The sequence below is a fragment of the Streptomyces sp. PH9007 genome (assembly GCF_059813725.1).
Map to the genome: position 1 here is coordinate 4860165 of NZ_CM187440.1, position 14869 is coordinate 4875033.

13 protein-coding genes and 1 pseudogene are annotated in these 14869 nt (G+C 72.5%); 9 read left to right on the forward strand and 5 right to left on the reverse strand.

What is annotated here, in order from left to right; genetic code table 11:
• Positions 1-12: 12 nt before the first annotated feature.
• Together ACTFAP_RS22515 and ACTFAP_RS22520 are read right to left on the reverse strand one after the other, a co-directional pair.
• Complete coding sequence (locus ACTFAP_RS22515) at positions 13-1053, reverse strand: NAD(P)-dependent alcohol dehydrogenase (RefSeq protein ID WP_500467263.1); 1041 nt, start codon at positions 1051-1053, stop codon at positions 13-15.
• A gap of 134 nt (positions 1054-1187) precedes the next feature.
• Entirely contained in the window at positions 1188-2207 is a 1020-nt protein-coding gene (locus tag ACTFAP_RS22520; RefSeq protein WP_495682121.1) for a glycoside hydrolase family 6 protein, read from the reverse strand.
• Between the two features lie 245 nt (positions 2208-2452).
• Here ACTFAP_RS22520 and ACTFAP_RS22525 point away from each other — a divergent pair, with 245 nt between their 5' ends.
• On the forward strand, positions 2453-3205 hold the full coding sequence (locus ACTFAP_RS22525; RefSeq protein ID WP_495682122.1) for a hypothetical protein: 753 nt from the start codon (positions 2453-2455) through the stop codon (positions 3203-3205).
• On the opposite strand, the pseudogene ACTFAP_RS22530 reads toward ACTFAP_RS22525, so the two are convergent.
• A pseudogene (locus tag ACTFAP_RS22530) lies at positions 3189-3443 on the reverse strand (hypothetical protein); the annotation flags it as partial. The gene ACTFAP_RS22525 and the pseudogene ACTFAP_RS22530 sit on opposite strands and share 17 nt — an antisense overlap.
• A gap of 59 nt (positions 3444-3502) precedes the next feature.
• Entirely contained in the window at positions 3503-4591 is a 1089-nt protein-coding gene (locus tag ACTFAP_RS22535; protein ID WP_500467264.1) for a PucR family transcriptional regulator, read from the reverse strand.
• Positions 4592-4775: 184 nt separating this feature from the next.
• On the opposite strand from ACTFAP_RS22535, the gene ACTFAP_RS22540 reads away from it, so the two are divergent.
• The 8 genes from ACTFAP_RS22540 (at position 4776) to ACTFAP_RS22575 (ending at position 14328) form a co-directional block, all read left to right on the forward strand.
• Positions 4776-5705, forward strand: a complete 930-nt coding sequence (locus ACTFAP_RS22540) for a proline dehydrogenase family protein (protein WP_390125939.1) — start codon at positions 4776-4778, stop codon at positions 5703-5705.
• 34 nt (positions 5706-5739) lie between these two features.
• Positions 5740-7371 (forward strand): L-glutamate gamma-semialdehyde dehydrogenase, encoded by a 1632-nt coding sequence (pruA, locus tag ACTFAP_RS22545; protein WP_500467265.1) that lies wholly within the window; start codon positions 5740-5742, stop codon positions 7369-7371.
• Between the two features lie 274 nt (positions 7372-7645).
• Positions 7646-7825, forward strand: a complete 180-nt coding sequence (locus ACTFAP_RS22550) for a hypothetical protein (protein WP_030738909.1) — start codon at positions 7646-7648, stop codon at positions 7823-7825.
• Between the two features lie 89 nt (positions 7826-7914).
• Positions 7915-8967: a 3-isopropylmalate dehydrogenase gene (locus ACTFAP_RS22555; protein ID WP_500467266.1), complete on the forward strand. Its 1053-nt coding sequence runs from the start codon at positions 7915-7917 to the stop codon at positions 8965-8967.
• A gap of 252 nt (positions 8968-9219) precedes the next feature.
• Positions 9220-10329 (forward strand): branched-chain amino acid aminotransferase, encoded by a 1110-nt coding sequence (locus tag ACTFAP_RS22560; protein ID WP_500467267.1) that lies wholly within the window; start codon positions 9220-9222, stop codon positions 10327-10329.
• Between the two features lie 378 nt (positions 10330-10707).
• Positions 10708-12318, forward strand: coding sequence for a citramalate synthase (gene cimA / locus ACTFAP_RS22565; RefSeq protein ID WP_436978513.1), 1611 nt, complete (start codon positions 10708-10710; stop codon positions 12316-12318).
• Positions 12319-12502: 184 nt separating this feature from the next.
• Positions 12503-14086 (forward strand): carboxyl transferase domain-containing protein, encoded by a 1584-nt coding sequence (locus ACTFAP_RS22570; protein ID WP_495682128.1) that lies wholly within the window; start codon positions 12503-12505, stop codon positions 14084-14086.
• A 29-nt stretch (positions 14087-14115) separates the two neighbouring features.
• Positions 14116-14328: an acyl-CoA carboxylase subunit epsilon gene (locus tag ACTFAP_RS22575; RefSeq protein WP_030738921.1), complete on the forward strand. Its 213-nt coding sequence runs from the start codon at positions 14116-14118 to the stop codon at positions 14326-14328.
• Between the two features lie 137 nt (positions 14329-14465).
• On the opposite strand, the gene ACTFAP_RS22580 is transcribed toward ACTFAP_RS22575, so the two are convergent.
• Positions 14466-14645 (reverse strand): hypothetical protein, encoded by a 180-nt coding sequence (locus tag ACTFAP_RS22580; RefSeq protein ID WP_390125922.1) that lies wholly within the window; start codon positions 14643-14645, stop codon positions 14466-14468.
• Between the last annotated feature and the right edge of the window lie 224 nt (positions 14646-14869).

Below are 14869 nucleotides of genomic sequence, written 5' to 3' on the forward strand. Positions count from 1 at the left end.
CCGTGGGCGTGATCAGCCGTTGGGGAGGATCACCGCGCGGCCCTTGATCTTGCCCTGGTGCAGACGTTCATAGGCGCGCGGTGCCTCGTCGAGACCGTAGGTCTCCACCGTCACCTCGACGCTGCCCGCCCGCGCCAGCTCCAGCACCTCGATCAGCTCACCGCGGCTGCCCCAGTACGGCGCGGAGACCGTCACCTCGAACGCGGTGGAGCCGATGCCCACCGGCAGGGCGCCGCCCGCGATGCCGACGATCGTCACATCCGCCTCCACCGCCGCCATCGCCCCAGCCGCCGTCACGGTGGGCTGCGCCCCCACGAAGTCGAACACCGCCTGGGCACCGAGGCCGCCGGTCAGCTCCCGTACCCGTCCGGCAGCCCGTTCGTCCGACAGCAGCGCCTCGTGCGCCCCCACCTCGCGCGCCAGATCCAGCTTCTCCCGCGCCACGTCCAGCGCGACCACCCGGGCCGGGCTCAGCGCCCGCAGCAGCTGGATGGCCACATGGCCGAGCCCGCCGGTGCCGATCACCACCGCCGTGCTGCCGGGCACCAGTTTGGGCAGCGAACGCTTGATGGCGTGGTACGGGGTCAGGCCGGCGTCCGTCAGCGGCACGGTGGTCACCGGGTCCAGATCGCCGAGCGGCACCAGGAAGCGGGAGTCGTCGATCAGGAGGTACTCCGCGATGGCGCCGGGCGCGCCGAGCCCGGGCGGGAAGATCCCCAGCTCGGCGGCGCGGGTGCAGTAGTTCTCCTTGCCGTGGGCGCACTTGGCGCAGCGCCCGCAGCCCTGTGGTCCGTACACGGCGACGGAGTCGCCCTCGGTGAGCCCGGTGACGCCCTCGCCGAGCGCAGCCACCACGCCCGCGCCCTCGTGGCCGAGCGTCAGGGGCAGCGCGTAGGGAAAGCTCTCGGCCGGCCACTCCATGACAGCGATGTCCGAGTGGCAGACCCCGGCCGCCGACACCTTCAGCAGCACCTGTCCCGGCCCGGGCTCGGGGTCGGGAACGGTGACCACCTGCGGCGCGGCACCGATCTCCCGGTACTGCACGGCTCTCATGCCCGACCTCCTCGACTGCGCCGGCCCCGTCCTCCCACGGTCGGGCCGGGCGCGTACCGGCGCAACCCGTACGGACGCGCGTGGGCCCGCGCCGCCCCGGTGACCCACCGGGGCGCCGCGGGCCCGTGGGGGCGTCAGCCGCCGGCCAGCTCGAAGGCGTATTCGGGGGAGAACTGCCCGGCCGGCCCGGCGCAGCCGTCCAGCTCACCGGGGCGCTTGATCCACAGGTAGGCGTCCACCCGCGCGCTGCCGGTGTTCGCGGTCGGGCTCTCGCCGACCAGCCGCCCGGCCGGGTCGCACCACTCGCTGCCGCTCGGCCCGTTGCCGTTGCGGCTGGTGTCGATGACGGCCTGGAGAGCGGGGTCGCCGAGCTGCCCGAGGACCGCCTCGGCGAACGCCGTCTCGTCCGCGGTGGTGCGGTAGTTCGAGGCGTTGGTGTAGATGCCGTCGCCCTGGGCCACCGCACCGGCGTCGCGCAGCCGCTGGGCGATCGCCGAGGGGCTGTGCCAGCCCGAGTGCCCGGCGTCGAAGTACACCCGGGCCTGCGGGTTGGCGGCGTGGATGATGCCGGCCGCCTCGCCGAGCGCGGAGAACCGCTGGGCGACCTGGCTGTCGTCGAGGCAGTCGGTCAGCGCGATCGCGTCCGGCTCCAGGATCACCACCACGGGATCCGAGCCGAGGCCGGCCGCGAAGCCCTGCGTCCAGGCGAGGTAGCTGGGGAAGTCGGGCGCGCCGCCGGCGGAGGCGCCGCCGCAGTCGCGGTCGGGCAGCACGTACGGCACCAGGACCGGCACCTCGCCGGCCGCCGCGGCGGGGCCGGTGACCGCGGCGACGTCCTGGGTCACCGAGGCCGGCTGGTAGGTGGCGAACCAGATGCCCTGCGGCTGGTCGGCTATGCGCTGTTCGATCAGCTGTCGCCGGGCGTCGCCCGGGTTGGCGGCGACCCAGTCGTGGACGGCGCCGGGGTGGTTGTGGAAGACGGTGCCGGCCGGCAGCTCGGCGGCGTCCTCGCGCGGTGTCTCCTGCGGCGCCGTGGCCTGCGCCGGGGCGAGCAGGCCGAAGGAGAGCAGACCGCCCAGGGCCGCGGCCGCGGCGGCGAACAGCAGCCGGGGCCGGGTGCGGGATCGTGCGTGGGGGGCGTGGGGGGTGCGCACGTGAATCGTTCCTCTCACAACGAGGGGATGGAAAGGGGTCGCGGTGGGGGACGCGGGCTATGGGAGCGCTCCCAAGGTGCTGTCGAAGCTAGCGGCTCGGGCGGCTTCCGTAAACCGTCCCGGCGGCCCCCCGGCGAACGCGCTGCGCCGTCCGGGTGGCCGGCCGGGCGGGGCTGGCCGCGCGGCGCCCGGGCACGTCCGATCATGGGCCTGCCGGAGTGCCGAGACCTGGGGAGTGACGCATCGTGACCACCACCACGCGGCGCGGGGCGCGCGCTCTGCGGGCGACGCTGCTGCTTCCCCTGCTTCCGCTGCTGCTGGCCGCCTGCTCGTCCTCCCCGGGGGACGCCGAACGGGCCGCCGAGGAGACCAGCGCGTCCCCGAGCCCGGCGCCGTCCCCCTCCATCGACCCGGCGAACTTCGTCGACGAGATCGACAACCCGTACCTCCCGCTGGCCCCCGGCACCGGACACCACTTCGACGGCATCTGCACCCACGGGAAGCAGACGATGGTGACCGAGGTGACCCAGGACCGCGAGAACATCCTCGGCGTCTCGACGCTGGTGGTCCGCGAGCGACAGCACTGCCAGGGGGAACAGCCCACCGAGCTGCGGCACTTCTACGCCCAGGACGAGGGCGGCAACGTCTGGTACTTCGGACGCGACACCGGCACCGCGCACGGCAGCTGGCGGGCGGGCATGGACGGTGCGCAGCCCGGTGTGGTCATGCTGGCCGACCCGATGGTGGGCGAGATCTACCAGCAGCAGTTCGCCCCCGACGTCGCGGAGAACGAGGCCAAGGTGATCAGCCTGAACGAGGACCTGGCGATCAGCCTGGGGCGGTTCAGCGAGGTGCTGAAGATCCGGGAGACCAGCCGGCTGGACCCCGAGGTGATCACCGAGAAGTACTACGGCAAGGAGCTGGGGCTCATCCGCTCCCAGCGGGTCCAGGGCGGCGACGACAACCTGGAGCTCGCGGACATCACCGGCGTCGACTGACGGACGTCCCCGGCCCCCCGCCGGCCGTCACCGCGTGCAGCCAGGCCCCGACATCGGCGAAGTCCGCAGCCGTGAGGCCGGCCCCGGCGTCGACACGGTGGAGCAGCGCCGGCCCCGGATGGTGCGCCGCCACCCAGTCGCGGTCGCGCCCGGTGATCTCGTCGTCCAGCCAGACGAACGGCCGCCCGGCCGCCGTGTCGACCAGCGTCCGGGTCTTCCAGTGCAGGGGGCCCGTCCCCGGCTCCCGCGCCGACTGTCCGCCGCCGGGGGCGGTCGTCGGGGACCGACCCGCCACCGTCACCCGGTGTCCCGCAGGCGGGCCGCCTTCAGGGCCAGGTGGAGGAGGAGCCGGTGTTCGCCGTCGGCCAGGTCCAGGCCGGTGAGGGCCTCGACCCGGGTGAGGCGGTAGTACAGGGTCTGCCGGTGTATGCCCAGGGCGGTGGCGGTGCGGGCGGGGGAGCCGGCCTGGTCCAGGAAGATCTCGGCGGTGCGGGCCAGCTCCCGGTGGGCCGGGGCCAGCAGCGGGGCCACAGCCGGGTCGGGGGCGGCCGGCGGGAGGGTGGTGAGCAGCCGGTAGGGGCCGATCGCGTTCCAGGAGGCGATGGGGCCCAGCGCCGGTTCGGCCCGCGCCGCCCGCGCCGCGCCCAGCGCCTCCCGCCAGGCGGCGGGCAGCTCCGCCGCCACCGCGCGGTCCGCGCCGATGCCCACCGTCGCCTCGGGCCCGCTCAGCCGCCCGGCCACCACCCGCGCCGAGGCCGGACGGACCAGCGCCGCCAGGGTGCCCTCCAGCGGGCACAGCGCCAGGGCCCCGGGCAGCGCGGGGGCGCCGTCGTTCCACGGGAGCGCCGCGACCATGGTCAGCGGCCCGGTGGCCGCCGGGCCGAGCGCCTCCGTCAGCTCCCCGGCCGCCGCCTCCCGCTGCGGCGTGGTCAGCAGGGTGTGCAGCAGCGCCCCGAGCCGGCCGCCGAGCCCCGCCGAGCGGGCGAGCAGGCTGCCGATGCGTTCCGCCGTGGCCTGGGCGTCGGCCAGCCGCGGGTCGGTCAGCTCCAGCGCGCCGTCGTCGACCAGCCAGATGTACCCGTACACCACCCCGTGGTGCCGGGCGGGGAGACAGATCCGCCCCGTGCGCACCCCGGCCGCCGGGTCGGGCGGGATGCGCACCGGGCCGCGCGCCCTGGCGATGCCGAACCGCTCGAACCAGGCCCGTACCTCCACCGAGGAGCGCCGGTGCAGGATCGAGCGGGTGCGCACCGGGTCCATCACCCGGTCGTCCGCGCTGTCGTGGGCCCCGAACGCGATCAGCGCGAAGTCGCGGCCCTCCAGCGTCGCCGGGGTGCCCAGACGGGCCGAGACCTCGTCGATCAGCTCCTGGTAATCGGGTTCCACCCGGCCTACCGTCCCTCTCCCGCCGTCTCCGCGTCGCATCCGGCCGCCGTTGCGCGCACCATTCTCATACAGATGTCTGACGCGGGTGCCCCCGGCGGCAGACATCTGTTGATAGCCCGTGGGCCGGGCGCTGCCTAGGTTGCGGATAACTGAGTTCTTCCTGGTATCCGGAGGTGAGGTGCCCGTGCTGGGACCCGTGCTTCTCGCGGCCGCGCGCAGCGATGTCATCCGGCGGGCCGTCTCCGCCACCCCGCTGACCCGCCCGGTGGTGGACCGTTTCGTGGCCGGCGAGCGGCTCGACCAGTCGCTGACGGCGGTGCGGGAGCTGGCGGGCGCCGGGCTCGCGGTCACCCTGGACCATCTCGGCGAGGACGTCACCGACAAGGCGCAGGTGGTACGCGCCCGGGACGCCTATCTGGCGCTGCTGGAGGCCCTGCGCGCGGAGGGCCTGGGGGACCGGGCCGAGCTGTCGCTGAAGCTGTCCGCCTTCGGGCTGCGGCTGGCGGGCGGCGGCGAGGAGTTCGCACACCGCGCGGTGGAGCCGGTGGTGGCGGCCGCCGCCGAGGCCGGGACCATGGTGACCCTCGACATGGAGGACCACACCGCGGTCGACGGCACCCTCGCCGTGCTGGGCGCGCTGCGCGGCCGGTTCCCGCGGACCGGTGTGGCCGTGCAGTCCTACCTCTACCGCACCGAGGACGACTGCCGGGCGCTGGCCGCCACCGGCTGCCGGGTGCGGCTGGTCAAGGGCGCGTACCGGGAGCCCGCCTCCGTGGCGCACCAGGAGAAGCGGCAGGTGGATCTCGCCTATGTGCGGGCCTTGCGCATCCTGCTGACCGGCGGGGGCTATCCGATGATCGCCACCCATGACCCGCGGCTGATCGCGATCGCCGAGGAACTGGCGCGGCGGCTGGAGCGCGCCCCCGACAGCTACGAGTTCCAGATGCTGTACGGGATCCGTACCGAGGAGCAGCTGCGGCTGGCCCGCGCCGGGCATCTGATGCGGGTGTACGTCCCGTACGGCACCGACTGGTACGGCTACTTCATGCGCCGGCTCGCCGAGCGGCCCGCCAATCTCGGCTTCTTCGCCCGTTCCCTGCTGACCCGGGGCTGAGTGCCCCGCCTCTTTCCGAAGGAGACCCACGGCCATGGACGCTGTGACCCAGGTGCCGCCGCCGGTGAACGAGCCGGTGCACACCTACGCCCCCGGTTCGGCGGAGCGCGCCCGACTGGAGCGCAAGCTCAAGGAGCTGTCCGAGAACCCCATCGAGCTGCCGATGACCATCAACGGGGTCCGGCGGATGGGCGGGGGTGACCGCTTCGACGTGGTGCAGCCGCACCGCCACCGGGCCCGACTCGGCACCTACGGCAACGCCACCCGGGCCGACGCGCGGGACGCGATCGACGCCGCGCTGGCGGCGGCCCCCGCCTGGCGGGAGCTGCCCTTCGACGAGCGGGCCGCCGTCTTCCTGAAGGCGGCCGAGCTGCTGTCCGGGCCGTGGCGGGAGACGATCGCGGCCTCCACCATGCTGGGCCAGTCCAAGACGGTGCAGCAGGCGGAGATCGACGCGCCGTGCGAGCTGATCGACTTCTGGCGCTTCAACGTGCACTTCGCCCGGGAGATCCTGGCCGAGCAGCCGCTGGTGCAGCCCAAGGGGGTGTGGAACCGTCTGGACTTCCGCCCGCTGGAGGGCTTCGTCTACGCGATCACGCCGTTCAACTTCACCGCCATCGCCGGCAATCTGCCCACCGCCCCGGCGCTGATGGGCAATGTGGTGGTGTGGAAGCCGTCGCCGACGCAGACCCACGCGGCGGTGCTGCTGATGGAGCTGCTGGAGGAGGCCGGGCTGCCCCCGGGGGTCATCAACCTGGTGACGGGGGACGGCAAGGAGGTCTCGGAGGAGGCGCTGCCGCACCCGGACCTGGCCGGGGTGCACTTCACCGGCTCGACCGGCACCTTCCAGTACCTGTGGCGGGAGATCGGCACCCACATCGAGCGGTACAAGGGGTACCCGCGGATCGTGGGGGAGACCGGCGGCAAGGACTTCATCGTCGCCCACCCGACCGCGGACCCGGCGGCGCTGAAGACGGCGATCACCCGGGGCGCCTTCGAGTACCAGGGCCAGAAGTGTTCGGCGGCCTCCCGGGCGTACATCCCGCGCTCGCTGTGGGAGGGCGGGCTGCGTGACGCGCTGGCGGCCGAGACCGAGGGTCTGTCCATGGGTGATCCGAGCGATCTGTCGAACTTCATGGCCGCCGTCATCGACGAGCGGGCCTTCGCCAAGAACAAGGCGGCGATCGAGCGGGCCAAGGCCGACCCGACCTGCGAGATCGTGGCGGGCGGCACCTGTGACGACTCGGTCGGCTTCTTCGTGCGGCCCACGGTGCTCACCTGCTCCGACCCGGAGAACGAGGTGTTCACCACGGAGTACTTCGGCCCGATCGTCGCGGTGCACGTGTACGAGGACGACTCCTTCGACGCGATGCTGGAGCAGATGGAGTCGGTGGCCCCGTACGCGCTGACCGGCGCGGTGCTGGCCAGGGACCGGGCGGTGGCCGCCGCGGCGAGCGAGAAGCTGCGGTTCGCGGCCGGCAACTTCTATCTGAACGACCGGCCCACCGGGTCGATCGTGGGGCAGCAGCCGTTCGGCGGGGCCCGGGCCTCGGGCACCAATGACAAGGCCGGCTCGAAGTTCAACCTGCTGCGCTGGACCTCGCCGCGCTCGCTGAAGGAGACCCAGGTACCGGCGACCGACTACCGCTACCCCCACATGGGCTGACCGGTCGGGAGCGGTCGGGAAACGATCGGCAACGGCCCCGGTGCGCACGGAAAGTGCGCGCCGGGGCCGTTCTCGTCTCACATACTAGGACGGTCGAGTATCTGGCGGGACATCACTGCTGAAGGCCGCTACTTTTGTAGAAGCCGACAGTGACGCTCCATCCAGCGTGCGGCGGTCGCGGCCAGGTGCAGCAGTGCGGGCGACCCCCGCCGCGCCGGGCCCCACCCCCTGCGGCAGCCCTCGCCGTACCCCCACTCCCTGGAGCCGATCCGCCATGGACGACACGCTCACCGTGCCCGCAGCCGAGCAGACCGCCCGGCGCACCCCCCGAGTCCCGCGCACCTCCTCCTCCGTCGCCGTCCGCGACGACGCGTCCCGGCGGTTCGCCGCCGACGCGCTCCAGCGCGCCCTGGACCGCCGGGACAACGGCGGCGCCCCGGCCGCCGCCCACTGATCCCACCGGGGTGCGCGCGTTCCCCCGCCCGCTGTCCGGATCGTGGACGCCGTACGTCCGCTCCCCGGACCCGACGTAAGGTCCCCTCCATGGCGCGCAGTATCGATCTCGCAGTAATCCCCGGCGACGGCATCGGCCCCGAGGTGGTGGCCCAGGGCCTCAAGGTCCTCAGCTCCGCCCTGCCCTCCGACGTCAAGCTGGAGACCACCACCTACGATCTGGGCGCCAAGCGCTGGCACGCCACCGGGGAGACCCTCCCGGACGCGGACCTGGAGCGGCTGCGCGGCCACGACGCCATCCTGCTCGGCGCCATCGGCGACCCGGGCGTCCCCTCCGGGGTGCTGGAGCGCGGCCTGCTGCTGAAGCTGCGCTTCGCGTTCGACCACTACGTGAACCTGCGCCCCTCCGTCCTGCTGCCGAACACCACGACCCCGCTGGCCGGGAACCCGGCCATCGACTTCCTCGTGGTGCGCGAGGGCACCGAGGGCCCGTACGTCGGCAACGGCGGTTCGATGCGCACCGGTACCCCCGCCGAGGTGGCCACCGAGGTCTCCATCAACACGGCCTACGGGGTCGAGCGCGTGGTCCGCGACGCCTTCGAGCGCGCCGCCGCCCGCCCGGCGAAGAAGCTGACCCTGGTCCACAAGAACAACGTCCTGGTGCACGCCGGCCACCTGTGGAAGAACACGGTGGACCGCGTCGCCCAGGAGTACCCGCAGGTCACCACCGACTACCTGCACGTCGACGCCGCGACGATCTTCTTCGTCACGCAGCCCGAGCGCTTCGACGTCATCGTCACCGACAACCTCTTCGGCGACATCCTCACCGACCTCGCCGCCGCCATCACCGGCGGCATCGGGCTCGCCGCCTCCGGGAACATCAACCCCACCGGCGCCTTCCCCTCGATGTTCGAGCCGGTGCACGGCTCCGCGCCCGACATCGCGGGCACCGGCAAGGCGGACCCCACCGCCACCGTGCTCTCCGTCGCCCTGCTGCTGCGCCACCTCGGCTACCAGGAGCAGGCCGCCCGGATCGAGGCCGCCGTGACCGCCGACCTGGCGGAGCGCGACGGCACACCGCGTGACACCGACACCATCGGGGACGCCCTCGCGGTACGCGTAGCCGGTTCCGTAACCGGCTAGCCCGCGGCACCGCTCACGCCACACGCACCCCCACCGCCGCCGGGCACACATTCTGCCCGGCGGCTGGGCTTACCCGCCGCTGGGTGCCACCATCACCATCAGGACCGCATCCCGTGCGCATGCCGAACCTCCCCGCGCGATAATCGGACGCGGGGCCGAACTGTCTCCCGATGCTCGGACTTCCTAGTACCGCGTCCATCGGGGGGACGGGCCGGCGGTCCGCCACATCACTCAGCGAAGGACGCGCTCACCATGACGACGCCGCCGATCGAATTCGACCTCAAGCCCTCCGCCGCGCCGCTGGCGGACGCGGAGCGCGAGGCCCTGCTCGCCGCTCCCGGCTTCGGCCGTTACTTCACCGACCACATGGTCACCATCAAGTGGAGCAAGGGCCGGGGCTGGTACGACGCGCAGCTCACCCCGTACGCGCCGTTCCAGCTCGACCCGGCGAACAAGACGCTGCACTACGGGCAGGCGATCTTCGAGGGGCTCAAGGCCTACCGGCAGCCCGACGGCTCCATCGGGGTCTTCCGCCCCGACGCCAACGCCCGCCGCTTCCAGGAATCGGCCCGCCGCCTGGCGATGCCCGAGCTGCCGGTGGACACCTTCATCAAGGCCATCAACCTGCTGCTGGCCCACGACAGCGCCTGGGTGCCCGCGCACGGCGGCGAGGAGTCGCTGTACCTGCGGCCCTTCATGTTCGCCACCGAGTCCGGCCTGGGCATCAACGAGCCGGCCGGTGAGTACCTCTTCGTGCTCATCGCCTCCCCGGCCGGCGCCTACTTCCCGCGCGGCGTCAAGCCGGTCTCGGTGTGGCTGTCGAAGGAGTACGTGCGCGCCGCCCCCGGCGGCACCGGCGCGGCCAAGTTCGCCGGGAACTACGCGGCCTCCTTCCTCGCCCAGGCGGAGGCCGTCGATCACGGCTGCGACCAGGTGGTGTGGCTGGACGCGGTCGAACGCCGCTGGGTCGAGGAGATGGGCGGCATGAACCTGTACTTCGTGCGCGGCTCGGGCGAGAACGCCACCGTGGTCACCCCGGAGCTGACCGGCACCCTGCTGGCCGGCATCGTCCGTGACTCGCTGCTGACCATCGCCGCCGACCTCGGCTACACCACGGGCGAGACCAGGATCACCACCGAGGACTGGGAGCGCGGCTGCGCGGACGGCTCGCTGACCGAGACCTTCGCCTGCGGCACCGCCGCGGTGATCACCCCGGTCGGCTCCGTGAAGTCCTCCGACGCCGCGTGGACGGTCGGCGACGGGCAGCCGGGCCCGGTCACCCTGCGGCTGCGTGAGGCGCTGCTGTCCGTCCAGCGGGGTCAGGCCCCCGACCCGCACGGCTGGATGCACCGGGTCGGCTGACCCCCCGTATCCCCGCCGCGCCGGTACGGTGCGGGCCCCCGGCCCGTCCCGCACCGGCGCGGGCCGCCGCCGGTGCGGGACGGGCATGGGCATACCGCCCGACTATCGTCCGAATCGTGAGACGCACCCGTCGGTGCGGACATCCTGTGCCACACTGGGCACGTGCTCTCGTTCGCCATGATTATGGGTGACGAGCGCGCCGGTCCGCAGTGATCGCCGCCCCACCCCACCCCGGGTGACGCGGCCACCGTGCCTCGACCCGCGCGCAGACCTCTCGCATCCGCGAGGGGTTTTTTCGTTTTCCGGCCCCACCACGGCCGGACGGGAGCAGGGCAGTGGAGCCGACCACAACCGCACCCTCCGCAGGAGCCAGCCACCATGACCGCACCGGACACCTCCGCCGCACCCGATGACGGCTTCCACGTCTTCGACACCACCCTGCGCGACGGCGCCCAGCGCGAAGGAATCAACCTGACCGTCGCCGACAAGCTGGCCATCGCCCGGCACCTCGACGACTTCGGCGTCGGCTTCATCGAGGGCGGCTGGCCCGGGGCCAACCCCCGCGACACCGAGTTCTTCCGCCGCGCCCGTGAGCTGCCCTGGCGCCACGCCCAGCTGGTCGCCTTCGGCGCCACCCGCAAGGCGGGCACCACCGCCGCCGAGGACCCCCAGGTACGCGCCCTGCTGGACTCCGGCGCCCCCGTGGTCACCCTGGTCGCCAAGTCCCACGACCGGCACGTGGAACTCGCCCTGCGCACCACCCCCGACGAGAACCTCGCCATGATCGCCGACACCGTGCGCCACCTGCGCGCCGCCGGCCGCCGGGTCTTCGTCGACTGCGAGCACTTCTTCGACGGCTACACCGACAACCCCGGCTACGCCCTGGAGGTCGTGCGCACCGCCGCCACGGCCGGCGCCGACGTCGTCATCCTGTGCGACACCAACGGCGGCATGCTCCCCGCCCAGGTGCAGGCCACCGTACGCACCGTCGTCGCCGACACCGGCGCCCGCATCGGCATCCACGCCCAGGACGACACCGGCTGCGCCGTCGCCAACACCCTGGCCGCCGTGGACGCCGGCGCCACGCACGTCCAGTGCACCGCCAACGGCTACGGCGAACGCGTCGGCAACGCCAACCTCTTCCCGGTGGTCGCCGCCCTGGAGCTGAAGTACGGCAAGCGGGTGCTGCCGCCCGGCGCGCTCCAGGAGATGACCCGCATCTCGCACGCCATCGCCGAGGTCGTCAACCTCACCCCCAGCACCCACCAGCCTTACGTGGGCCTGTCCGCCTTCGCCCACAAGGCGGGCCTGCACGCCTCGGCGATCAAGGTGGACCCCGACCTCTACCAGCACATCGACCCGGAGCTGGTCGGCAACTCCATGCGGATGCTGGTCTCCGACATGGCGGGCCGCGCCTCCATCGAGCTCAAGGGCCGCGAACTGGGCTACGACCTGGAGGGCGACCGCGAGCTGGTGGGCCGGATCGTCGCCCGGGTCAAGGAGCAGGAGCTCAAGGGCTACACGTACGAGGCCGCCGACGCCTCCTTCGAGCTGCTGCTGCGCGACGAGGTCACCGGCCGCGCCTCCCGCTTCTTCCGGCTGGAGTCCTGGCGGGCCATCACCGACCAGCGCCCGGACGGCACCGTCGACAACGAGGCCACCGTCAAGCTGTGGGCCAAGGGCGAGCGGGTGGTCGCCACCGGTGAGGGCAACGGGCCCGTCAACGCCCTGGACCGCGCGCTGCGCGGCGGCCTGGAACGCACCTTCCCCGAACTGGCCAGACTCCAGCTGGTGGACTACAAGGTCCGTATCCTGGCCGGGCGCTCCGGCACCCAGTCCACCACCCGGGTGCTGATCACCACCGGGGACGGCACGGGCGAATGGTCCACGGTGGGGGTGGCGGACAACGTCATCGCCGCCTCGTGGCAGGCGCTGGAGGATGCCTACACCTACGGTCTGCTGCGGGCCGGACTGCGGCCGACGGACTGAGCCGGGCCGGGGGGAGCGGGAGGAATTATAGGGTTCCTCTAGTTCCCCCCGGGTCTGCTGTGTTACTTCGCTGCACCTTTACCGCGTAACCCGGTGGTTCTGTACAGGACGACCACGAAATGGCGGCGGAGACTGTACGGATCTGACGAGAGCGTTCGCTCCTGGCGTTTCATAGGGTCTATACATGACCGATGAGTCCCTGACGACCGTGGCCGCCCCCGACGCGCGGGGGCGCGTTGCGGAGCTGCGCGCCATCCGCGAAGAGATCGGCCGCGGTCCCAGTGAGAAGGCGACCGCGGCCCAGCACGCCAAGGGCAAGCTGACCGCCCGGGAGCGGATCGAGCTGCTGCTGGACGAAGGCTCCTTCCAGGAGGTCGAAGGGCTGCGCCGGCACCGTGCCACCGGCTTCGGCCTGGAGACCAAGCGCCCCTACACCGACGGTGTGATCACCGGCTGGGGCACCGTGCACGGCCGTACCGTCTTCGTCTACGCGCACGACTTCCGGATCTTCGGCGGGGCGCTGGGCGAGGCCCACGCCCAGAAGATCCACAAGATCATGGACATGGCCATCGCGGCGGGTGCCCCGCTGGTCTCCCTCAACGACGGTGCGGGCGCCCGCATCCAGGAGGGTGTCTCGGCGCTGGCCGGCTACGGCGGCATCTTCCAGCGCAACACCAAGGCGTCCGGCGTCATCCCGCAGATCTCCGTCATGCTCGGCCCCTGCGCGGGCGGCGCCGCCTACAGCCCGGCCCTGACCGACTTCGTGTTCATGGTCCGCGAGACCTCGCAGATGTTCATCACCGGCCCCGACGTGGTCAAGGCCGTCACCGGCGAGGAGATCACCCAGAACGGTCTTGGCGGTGCCGATGTGCACGCCGAGACCTCCGGGGTGGCGCACTTCGCCTACGACGACGAGGAGTCGTGCCTGGAGGAGGTGCGCTTCCTGCTGTCGCTGCTGCCCTCCAACAACCGCGAGAACCCGCCCGCCTCCGAGACCGAGGACCCGGCCGACCGCTCCGGCGACGCGCTGCTGGACCTGGTTCCGGCGGACGGCAACCGCCCCTACGACATGCGCGCCGTCATCGAGGAGCTCGTCGACGACGGGGAGTTCCTCGAGGTCCACGAGCGCTGGGCCACCAACATCATCTGCGCGCTGGGCCGGCTCGGCGGCCAGGTGGTCGGCATCGTCGCCAACCAGCCGCAGTCGCTCGCCGGGGTGCTGGACATCCACGCCTCCGAGAAGGCCGCCCGTTTCGTCCAGCTGTGCGACGCCTTCAACATCCCGATCGTCACCCTGCTCGACGTCCCCGGCTTCCTGCCCGGCGTGGACCAGGAGCACGGTGGCATCATCCGGCACGGCGCCAAGCTGCTGTACGCCTACTGCAACGCGACCGTGCCGCGGATCTCCGTGGTGCTGCGCAAGGCGTACGGCGGTGCCTACATCGTGATGGACTCCCAGACCATCGGTGCCGACCTCACCTACGCCTGGCCGACCAACGAGATCGCGGTCATGGGCGCGGAGGGCGCGGCCAATGTGATCTTCCGCCGCCAGATCGCCGCCGCCGAGGACCCCGAGGCCACCCGGGCGCGGCTGGTGAAGGAGTACAAGACCGAGCTGATGCACCCGTACTACGCGGCCGAGCGCGGTCTGGTGCACGACGTGATCGACCCCGCCGAGACCCGCGCGGTGCTGATCCAGTCCCTGGCGATGCTGCGCACCAAGCACGCCGATCTGCCGGCCCGCAAGCACGGCAACCCGCCCCAGTGACGTCAGTGACGACCGAGGAGACACCGCAGATGAGCACGGAGACGGACACCAAGCTGGTCCGCGTGGAGAAGGGTGCCGCCAGCGACGAGGAGCTGGCGGCGGTGACCGCGCTGCTGATCGCGCGGGCCGCCCAGAGCCCGTCGGCCGGCGCCGGGCACGCGGCCGGTGGCCGCAGCACGGCCGGCTGGCGCCGGCTGGAGCGCACCCCGGGCTTCCGGGCGCCGCACAGCTGGCAGGGCTGACCGCGCGGGGCGGGCGGCGGCGCACCGTGCGGCCGTACGCCGCCCGTGCCGCCGCGCGTACGTCACAGGGCGGGCCGGACACCGTGGATCGGTGTCCGGCCCGCCCTGCTGTGTGCGGCGTACGGGGTGACCGTGCGTCAGCTCGCGTCCGGCAGCTTCATGAGGATGGTGCGGCGCGGGTTGGCGGTCTGCCCCGGCAGCTCCTCCGAGACCGTGTACGTGACCGGGGCCGGTGCCAGCTCCTGCGCGTCCCGCAGATGTGCGAGGGTGGTGCGCCGGGGGTTGGCGGTGGAGCGGACGCTCAGGGTGCTCTTCACGGAGGATCTGCCTTAGGTAGAGCTGCTGCTTGTAAAGCCTGACACTAGGTGCCGTATACCCGCGAGCGTTCCTTATCGGCCATCGCCCTCATGTGATTTTCCTCACGAGCTTAGGGGCAAAAGCCGCATAGGGGACGGGAATCTGACGGTGTGAAAGGGGGACAGGGCGGATGAAACCGTACGTAGCACCTCGGTTGACGCACCCTCCGGTGTATCGATTCGAT